Raw genomic sequence first — 8,277 nt, 5'->3', positions numbered from 1 at the left:
ATTAACCTGTTTGTGCCTAAAATTTTTGCCTGTATGGGTTTCAGCTATTTTTGAGCGTAGGTACTCTCATCGAATTTTATTTTAAGTTAATTATTTGCATAACAATTACCGAAGAGCCGCTTTTTTCCATGTCTCACATTTTAGCATATATTTGGTAAATGCGCTAGTATTTAACGGTAAAGCCGTCGTAGAACGACGGGGTTTCAGACCCAAATTTTCGATGAATATCCCGGCAGCCTCCATTAACGGTGCGTTCACTGGCGCTAGCGACACCCTACCTCGATCAATTTTGCTACATTCTGAATTTGGAATTGCTGGCCAACACCTGATCTTGTTGGCTCTGTGAAAGTCTGGGACTACAATAGAGAAAAGTGACAATTTTTGCCAGAGTGATCACCGAGGACTAATAAAGAATGACGGCTATCCTAGGGAAACCTGCCACGCTCAACACTCCGATTCTGCACCGTCTTGCCAATGGTTTAACGATTATTGCCGAAAGTCAACCGGTAGAAGCGGTTAATCTCAATGTCTGGCTGCAGGTCGGCTCGGCCTTAGAATCGGATCAGATCAATGGGATGGCTCATTTTCTCGAACACATGGTTTTTAAGGGAACCCGTAACTTAGACAGTGGTGAATTTGAACGGGCGATCGAATCGAGGGGAGCGGTGACTAATGCCGCTACTAGCCAAGAATACACCCATTATTACATTACCACTGCCCCGCAGGACTTCGCCCATCTGGCCCCGCTCCAGCTAGAAGTGGTTTTAGAAGCTTTAATTCCCGATGAAGCTTTTGAGCGGGAAAGACAGGTTATTTTAGAAGAAATTCGTCGTTCTCAGGATAATCCCCGTCGTCGCACTTTTTATCGCACCATGGAGACTTGTTTTCAAGTTTTACCCTATCGTCGTCCGGTGTTGGGGCCGACGGAAGTGATTGAAAATCTTACTCCTCAACAAATGCGCGATTTTCATCGGACTTGGTATCGTCCCGAATGGATGACGGTGGCGGTGGTGGGTAATTTGCCTGTAGATGATTTAATGGCTATTGTGAGGGATTCTCTATATGCTTTAGGCAGTAAGGGCAATTCTGGGCTTATTTCCCATCCTATCGCCAATCTACAGCCCGAAGCTCCTTTTAACCAGATTATCCGTCAAGAATACGAGGATGAAAATTTGCAGCAGGCCCGCTTAATCCTATTTTGGAAAGTGCCGGGTTTGAGAGACTTAGAAAAAACCTATCCTCTCGATGTTTTAGCGGCTATTCTCGGTCAGGGCAAGGTATCGCGATTATTTCAGTCTCTGCGCCAAGAAAAGGGCTTAGTTTCCCAAATAACTGCCAGTAATATGTCCCAGACAGTGCAAGGGGTGTTTTCCGTGTCGGCCCAATTAGCCTCGGAAAATATCGAGCAAGTGGAGAGAGAGGTAGTAGCACAGATTGAACAAATTCAACAGGAAGCTGTGACAGTTTCTGAACTGGAACGAGTTAAAACCCAAGTGGCCAATCGGTTTATTTTTAGCAACGAAAGACCGAGCGATCGAGCCAACCTTTACGGTTATTATCATACTCAGATCGGTGATTTACAACCGGCTTTTTGTTATCCCCAACACATTGAAGCCCTCACTTTAGAGGACATTCAAAATGCCTCTCAAGAGTATTTAAATCCCAATGCTTACGGTGTGGTTGTGGTGAGACCAATTCAGTGAACAGGGAATGGGGAAATGGGGAAATGGGGAAATGGGGAAATTTCAACCAAAACCCTAACACCCTAAAACCCTAACACCCTAACACCCCAACACCCGACTCCTGACTCCTGAATTCTGATAAACCATGTGGACTCAAATTGCTCGACATATTACCCAAACCACGGAAAAACCTTTTGAAATTGAGAAAAGTCGTCCCGTTAGTGGTGGCTGTATCAATCAGGGTTATGCCGTCACTGGCAATGGTTTAATTTATTTCGTTAAGATTAACCAAGCGAACCAAGAGGCCATGTTTGCTGCCGAAGCTTTAGGATTAAAGCAAATTCACGCTACCAAGACTATCAGGGTTCCGGAGCCAATTTGTTGGGGAATTGCCGAGAAATCTAGTTATTTAGTGCTAGAGTGGCTAGAATTCGGCGGTGGCAATAGTCAAAGCTGGGAAAAAATGGGGCGAAATTTAGCTCGTTTACATCAAGTTTCCCTGTCCGATCGCTTTGGTTGGCAGTGTAATAATACCATTGGTTCTACTCCCCAGATTAATACCGTTAGTAACAGTTGGGCGGATTTTTTCGCTCATCAGCGTATTGGCTATCAATTAAGACTTGCGAAGGAGCGCGGCGGCAATTTTCCCGACGAGGATCAAGTTATTCCCGCTATTAGCGAGATTTTGAGTCAGCATCAACCCCATCCCTCCCTCGTCCATGGTGATTTGTGGTCGGGAAATGCGGCCATTACCGTCGATGGGGAACCGGTAATTTTAGACCCTGCCACCTATTGGGGAGACCGGGAGGTGGATTTAGCCATGACGGAACTTTTTGGCGGTTTTCCGGCGGCTTTTTATCGGGGTTATAACGATGTTTTCCCCCTCGATGGCGGTTATCAACAGCGCAAAACTCTTTACAATCTCTACCACATTCTCAATCACTTTAATTTATTTGGTGGTGGTTACGCTTCCCAGGCCAATCGGATGTTACAGGAAATTCTTTAAGGGTTTTACTTGTGAATCTTTGCTGAGGATAAATTATGTCTATTCGAGAAAATACTGTGATGAAAACTCCAGCGACAAAAGTATGTAACGATGCAGAGTTTATGGCGTTACCCGACGATGGTAATCGTTACGAATTGGTCAAGGGAGAGTTAACTAATATGGGTAATTCTGGGGCTTTACACGGTTATATTGCCATTCTTTTAAGTGCTGCTTTATTCGGTTTAGTAACATCTCGAAAACTAGGTGTATTATTGGACTCCAGCACTGCTTTTACTATGAAAAATGGCAATAAACGTTCTCCCGATATAGCTTTTTTTGCCAAGGAACGTCTGCAAGGATTGGAAGAATTGCCGACGGGTTTTCTAGAAGGTGCGCCAGATTTAGTGGTAGAAATTCTCTCTTTGGGCAGTACAATCGCAGAAATTGAGGACAAAATTGTCGAATATTTTGCCAATGGTACTCGTTTGCTCTGGGTTATCAGTCCGGGTCAACACTATGTCTTAGTTTATCGTTCCGGGTACGAACCGCAGCGATTATTAACATCAGGAGATTTTCTGGAGGGGGAAGAGGTGGTTCCGGGGTTCACTTTTCCGGTGGCTGATTTGTTTCAAAAACTATCTTTTTGAATCTTTCTTCTCAACAAATCGGCTAATAAATCGGCGCTATCACTAATGGCTAGATGGGAAGCTTGTTGAGCCATGGCGGCCAATTTTTCGGGATTAGACCATAAATCGAGGACTAATTCGCTTAAAAACTGAGCAGTTAACTCATTTTGACGATAAAGATAAGCGGCTTGAGCTTCAGCGAAAACTTTGGCATTGTAGAACTGATGGTCTTCGGCAGCAAAAGGATAGGGAATTAAAATCGAAGGCGTACAAGTGATCGCTAATTCTGTTAAAGTGCCGGCTCCAGAGCGACTGATAGCCAGATTAGCTCTTTGCCATAATCCCGCCATATTTTCGTAAAAAGGCCGGGAAAAATAGTTAGAATGGCGCAAACTATCCGCTTCGGGGTCGTTTTCTCCCGTGAGATGCACGATATAAATTCCTTTTTCTAACCATTGGGGAGCGCTTTGCCGGACAATTTGATTAAGAGCCACGGCCCCTTGAGAACCACCGGCAACGACAATCAAAAAAGCAGTCTCTGGAATCGGTAAATCTAGGGACTGGGGAATGAGAAACTGCTCTCGTACTGGTGTACTAACCCAAGTGGTGCGAGTGCCGGGTAAATAGCTGGCGGTTCCCTGAAAACCGAGGGCGACCGTATCGCACCAGCGACCGAGAACTTTCGTGACTTTGCCCGGTATGTAGTTAGATTCGTGTAGGATGACGGGAATATTGGCTAAACGAGCCGCTAAAATGGTCGGGCCTGCGATATAACCCCCGGTGGTAAAAACTGCCGCTATCTGACGTTTTTTGATTAAACTACGCACTTGCCAAATGGCCCGCAGTTGACTGAACAGAATCTTGAGAGTTTTTAACCCCAAACGGGTTTGAAATCCCTCAATGGGGATGGTGTGCAGGGGATAGGTTTTTGGAACTAAGGACTGTTCGAGACGGTCTGGAACTCCTAACCATTCAATCTCGTAATCCGGCAAGCGCTCGGCCAGGGCCAAAGCGGGAAATAAATGACCACCAGTACCACTAGCGGCAATCAATAGACGGGTTGGAGTGCGTGCCATAATTCGAGAGAGGGGAAATTCAGCCCTAGAATGAAATAATCTACCATAGTTATTGATCGATCCTTACACAAACTATCACTAATGCGTAACTTGAACACAATCCCCGATAAATTTTTTCGTCAATCCCTCAATTTTTCCCTATCGTTGCTGTTAGGTTTGGGGTTAACTTTCACCCTCGCTACCGGCCTGCGAGCCGAAAAGCCAGAAACTGCTCCGGCTAATTTAAAAACGCTTATCTCCAAAATCGAAACGGCGGCTAACGAGCGAGATATCAAGCAATTAATGGAGTTTTATAGTCCGAAATTTACTAATTCCGATGGCTTGACCTACGAAAAAACTAAAAAGGTTTTAACTCATTTTTGGGAACGTTATAACAATCTAAAATACACCACGACTCTCGAATCTTGGAGTCGTTCCGGTGATAAGTTAACGGCCAATACAATTACTAAAATTACCGGGACGGGAAAGGTGCAGGGACGAGTGGTGGGAATGAATGCTACGATTCGTTCTCGTCAACAATTTCAAGGCAATAAACTTGTTTATCAGGAGATTTTAAGCGAGAGAGTTGAGTTAAGCACCGGCAAAAATCCCCCCAGTGTTCAAGTGAGAATTCCCGAAAGGGTGAAAGTGGGTCAAGAATTTGATTTTGATGTGATTATCCGCGAACCTTTAGGGGATGATTTATTGGCCGGAACGGCGATCGATGAGAAAGTAGATATTGAGCGTTATATTAATACAAAGCCTCTAGAATTGGAATTATTACAGTCCGGCGGTTTATTTAAGCGGGTAAAAGCCCCGGCAACACCGGAAAATCGTTGGTTATCGGCGATTTTAATTCAAGGAGATGGGATTGTTGTCGTTACTCAACGGGTTAAGGTAGAAAAATAAATTTTATCTAAGTAGGGTTTGCTGAAAAAGCTTGTTGGTGGGGTGTAGGGTTTTATTCCCCCCGTTCACTCCAATGACTGGCACTTTCAGGCAATTTAATCCTTATTTTTGCCGTTTTTGAACCCTCAAAAATTAATTATGCAAGAGGTTTAATATAGCGTTTCCTGTTCACAAGAGATACATTATCGATCCTAAAAAGCTTAATCAGCAAAGGTTCAAGTGTAACTCACAGATGCGAGAACCGCTATAAATACTCTGATTAACCATAGAGGTGGGAAACATCGCTCGTCCATACTTTAAATTTTGTTAAATTTACTTGACCAAAAGACGTTGTTAGGGAAGCATCGACGGCATCTAAGCCGCGAGCCATTAAAATCCGCCCGATTCTGGGGGTGTTATGACGAGCATCAAAGGTGTACCATTGATGGTCTAAATAAACTTCAAACCAAGCACTAAAATCCATCGGTAGAGGTTGGGGAGAAATACCGATATCCCCGAGATATCCAGAGGCATAACGGGCGGGAATATTTAAGCAACGGCAAAAAGTCAAAGCTAGATGGTTAAAATCGCGACAAACCCCCGTTCTTTCCCGATAGACATCATAGGCGGTTTTCGTCACCCGCGCGTATTCGTAACCAAAACGAATGTGACTATGAACCCAATCACAAACCGCTTGTACCCTTGCCCAACCGGGGGGAGTTTGTCCGAAAAGTTCCCAGGCAATTTCCGAAAGCAAATCTACTTCACAATAACGGCTACTCATTAGGTAGGGAAAAACTTGGGTTGGTAACTCTGCTAAAGGAATTTCTTGGGCATTCCAATTAACGATATCGGGTTTCCATTCATTCTCGATAACTGCTTCATTGTGAATGCGTATCTGTCCGTCGGGTAAAATTAGACGACTGGTTCGATTACCGAAGCTATCTAAAAATTCTTCTATTTTTGTTGCCGGTTCCACCTGCAAATTTTCCGATTGTCTAACTTGATCTAAAATTGAGGGATGTAAATAAAGTTTTAACAACATGACCACGGGTAAGGGGGCATCAAAGCCAAATTCATAACCAACACGGATTAACATTAGGACTCCTATCTAGATAGTAATTTTGTCGGGATTTGTCGGGATGAAACGCAAATAATCGCCAGACTGAAAAAAGTTATGCCCGACTACTTGGTTAAAAGTTTGAGGAGAAAGTAATGGCCAGGCTGAAAACCGATAAGCTTTGTACAGAGTTACTTTTATTATAAACCGCCTCAACTAAAAGCTTTGTAACTTTGAAGACAAGCCATCGGGAGGATTCGCTCTATCGAAAAGAGTCGGGGGTGGATGGTTCCTCTAATAGACGGATTTCCATGGGGATGTAGGCCAGTTTAGCAAAAATCTTTTGTTGATGACTGACGGGCCACCATTCGTAAAGAAAAATTTCTAAAGGTCGCCAGAGGGCCACCCAACCACTAATTAATAATCCTTCTTCTAAGAAGTGAATAAATGTATCGCTGCCAAAACGACTAATTAATTCGCTGAGACTCAAACAAACAAAAAGAAAGGAGAGACCAATTATCAAAGATATGCGTCCTTGTCGCCAAATTGTGCGTAATTTTCTTTGTTCTCCCTGTTGGCGATAGTCAAAATAATTATGTAAAGCTGAGGGTAACAGATGTCGGGCGGTATTCTGTTCGTTACTGGGAAGATAAAAGACTAATTTAAGGGGGGTATTTAGGGGGAAGTCATCCACAGAGTTAATAATATAGTTTTCGGCGTTATCGTCTAAATCTCTATCTAAGAATGGCGAAGGATCGAGAGAATTAAAGACTTGCTGTAACTGATTAAGTTTAATTTCAATTAAGTAAGTTCCTTCCTCCTCTCGATAATAGGATTGTAATTTATTTACCAGTTTAGACATTAGTTATTAATGTTAAGCAAATGGGGTGAACTGACACAACTAAAATCTACTACTAGAAGTTACTTCATCTTGCTCATACAGGCTGAGAATTGAGTTATCTGTGAGAATATTTTAGCTGTATCAGTCCCAGATCATTAATTTAATTTATCGACCAAAACCAGCGTACCAAAAATAGGTGGCCATCGGGATTACTGTGGCTAAAACCAGTAAAACTATCACCCAAATTGTGGCGCTTTTATCGTCAGTTTCTTCTGCGGTAGTAAAGGTACTTTCGATATTAATTGTCGCTACTTCCGGCGGTCCGGGATCCGCTTCTCCAGAAAGTACCGCCGTTAGACGACGACTAGCATCGAGTAAAGCTTGATTATATTTTCCCCCATCTTTGAGGGGAACTGCCATAGTTTCCGAGAGGATACTATCAGCAATAGCATCGGTTAATAGGGGTTTTGCTTCCTCCCCAACCCGCATAGCAGTTTTATTGGTTAAAGTATCAAGAACGATGATAGTTTGATTGGCACGATCCTCGGGGTTAGGATACCATTCTCTCAGGATATCATCGGCTAAATTGTCAATTTTTTGACCGTAATCCAAGCGCCGGACTACCACCATTCTCACTTCCTGGCCGGTTTTTTCGGCGAGGTTTTTCAGATCTTTATTTAATTTTCCTTCGTTAGCGGCACTAATGGCCGAAACGGGATCGACCACATAAGTGGGCGCTCCGGAGCTTAAAATAGGGAGGTCATAGACTCCCATGGCAGCAGCCGGTGATAGGGAAACACCCAAGGCTACACAGCAGGAGAGAAGGAGAGAAGCTAATAATTTGAGCATATTGATTCGGTAAAATTCCTATAGAACATAATAGGGGAAAAGTTTCCTGTTTTTTGAGTCGGGAGACGGGAAGTGGGGAAGTGGGGAAGTGGGGAAGTGGGGACGTGGGGACGTGGGGAAGTGGGGAAGTGGGGAAGTGGGGAAGTGGGGAAGTGGGGAAGTGGGGACGTGGGGAAGTGGGGAAGTGGGGACGTGGGGAAGTGGGGAAGTGGGGAAGTGGGGAAGTGGGGAAGTGGGGAAGTGGGGAAGTGGGGAAGTGGGGAAGTGGGGAAGTGGGGAAGTGGGGAAGTG

General features: G+C 44.1%; 8 protein-coding genes and 1 pseudogene. 5 read left to right on the top strand and 4 right to left on the bottom strand.

Annotated features, from left to right (window positions below):
• The first annotated feature begins 413 nt into the window (after positions 1–413).
• From EWV84_RS05685 to EWV84_RS05675, 3 genes are all read left to right on the top strand, one after another.
• Positions 414–1,703 carry a M16 family metallopeptidase gene (locus EWV84_RS05685; protein WP_287077054.1) on the top strand — a complete coding sequence of 430 codons (1,290 nt, stop codon included), beginning with the start codon at positions 414–416 and terminating at the stop codon, positions 1,701–1,703.
• Between the two features lie 124 nt (positions 1,704–1,827).
• Positions 1,828–2,688, top strand: a complete 861-nt coding sequence (locus tag EWV84_RS05680; RefSeq protein WP_287077053.1) for a fructosamine kinase family protein — start codon at positions 1,828–1,830, stop codon at positions 2,686–2,688.
• A 35-nt stretch (positions 2,689–2,723) separates the two neighbouring features.
• Positions 2,724–3,314 (top strand): Uma2 family endonuclease, encoded by a 591-nt coding sequence (locus EWV84_RS05675; RefSeq protein ID WP_287077050.1) that lies wholly within the window; start codon positions 2,724–2,726, stop codon positions 3,312–3,314.
• Here the strand turns inward: EWV84_RS05675 and murG are convergent.
• Positions 3,296–4,369 carry an undecaprenyldiphospho-muramoylpentapeptide beta-N-acetylglucosaminyltransferase gene (gene murG / locus EWV84_RS05670; RefSeq protein WP_287077048.1) on the bottom strand — a complete coding sequence of 358 codons (1,074 nt, stop codon included), beginning with the start codon at positions 4,367–4,369 and terminating at the stop codon, positions 3,296–3,298. The genes EWV84_RS05675 and murG overlap by 19 nt on opposite strands.
• Positions 4,370–4,450: 81 nt before the next feature.
• On the opposite strand from murG, the gene EWV84_RS05665 reads away from it, so the two are divergent.
• The gene (locus EWV84_RS05665) at positions 4,451–5,257 is read left to right on the top strand and encodes a DUF8623 domain-containing protein (RefSeq protein ID WP_286825974.1); all 807 of its coding nucleotides are present in this window, start codon (positions 4,451–4,453) and stop codon (positions 5,255–5,257) included.
• A gap of 259 nt (positions 5,258–5,516) precedes the next feature.
• Here the strand turns inward: EWV84_RS05665 and EWV84_RS05660 are convergent, their stop codons facing one another.
• The 3 genes from EWV84_RS05660 to psb32 form a co-directional block, all read right to left on the bottom strand.
• Complete coding sequence (locus tag EWV84_RS05660; protein WP_287077044.1) at positions 5,517–6,335, bottom strand: transglutaminase-like domain-containing protein; 819 nt, start codon at positions 6,333–6,335, stop codon at positions 5,517–5,519.
• A gap of 223 nt (positions 6,336–6,558) precedes the next feature.
• Positions 6,559–7,158 (bottom strand): hypothetical protein, encoded by a 600-nt coding sequence (locus EWV84_RS05655; RefSeq protein ID WP_287077043.1) that lies wholly within the window; start codon positions 7,156–7,158, stop codon positions 6,559–6,561.
• A 144-nt stretch (positions 7,159–7,302) separates the two neighbouring features.
• Positions 7,303–7,986, bottom strand: coding sequence for a photosystem II repair protein Psb32 (gene psb32 / locus EWV84_RS05650; RefSeq protein WP_286825977.1), 684 nt, complete (start codon positions 7,984–7,986; stop codon positions 7,303–7,305).
• A gap of 53 nt (positions 7,987–8,039) precedes the next feature.
• Here psb32 and EWV84_RS05645 point away from each other — a divergent pair.
• Positions 8,040–8,277 (top strand): annotated as a pseudogene (locus tag EWV84_RS05645) (hypothetical protein); the annotation flags it as partial.

The organism is Microcystis sp. M_QC_C_20170808_M3Col, assembly GCF_007095505.1.
Lineage (GTDB): Bacteria > Cyanobacteriota > Cyanobacteriia > Cyanobacteriales > Microcystaceae > Microcystis.
The sequence above is the reverse complement of the archived record's forward strand: the minus strand, read 5'-3'. Positions and strand labels throughout refer to the sequence as shown.

Excerpts from the sequence above, each read along its gene's own strand:
- EWV84_RS05685 (WP_287077054.1), top strand. The coding sequence starts at position 414 with ATGACGGCTATCCTAGGGAAACCTGCCACGCTCAACACTCCGATTCTG.
- EWV84_RS05680 (WP_287077053.1), top strand. The coding sequence starts at position 1,828 with ATGTGGACTCAAATTGCTCGACATATTACCCAAACCACGGAAAAACCT.
- EWV84_RS05675 (WP_287077050.1), top strand. The coding sequence starts at position 2,724 with ATGTCTATTCGAGAAAATACTGTGATGAAAACTCCAGCGACAAAAGTA.
- murG (WP_287077048.1), bottom strand. The coding sequence starts at position 4,369 with ATGGCACGCACTCCAACCCGTCTATTGATTGCCGCTAGTGGTACTGGT.
- EWV84_RS05665 (WP_286825974.1), top strand. The coding sequence starts at position 4,451 with ATGCGTAACTTGAACACAATCCCCGATAAATTTTTTCGTCAATCCCTC.
- EWV84_RS05660 (WP_287077044.1), bottom strand. The coding sequence starts at position 6,335 with ATGTTAATCCGTGTTGGTTATGAATTTGGCTTTGATGCCCCCTTACCC.
- EWV84_RS05655 (WP_287077043.1), bottom strand. The coding sequence starts at position 7,158 with ATGTCTAAACTGGTAAATAAATTACAATCCTATTATCGAGAGGAGGAA.
- psb32 (WP_286825977.1), bottom strand. The coding sequence starts at position 7,986 with ATGCTCAAATTATTAGCTTCTCTCCTTCTCTCCTGCTGTGTAGCCTTG.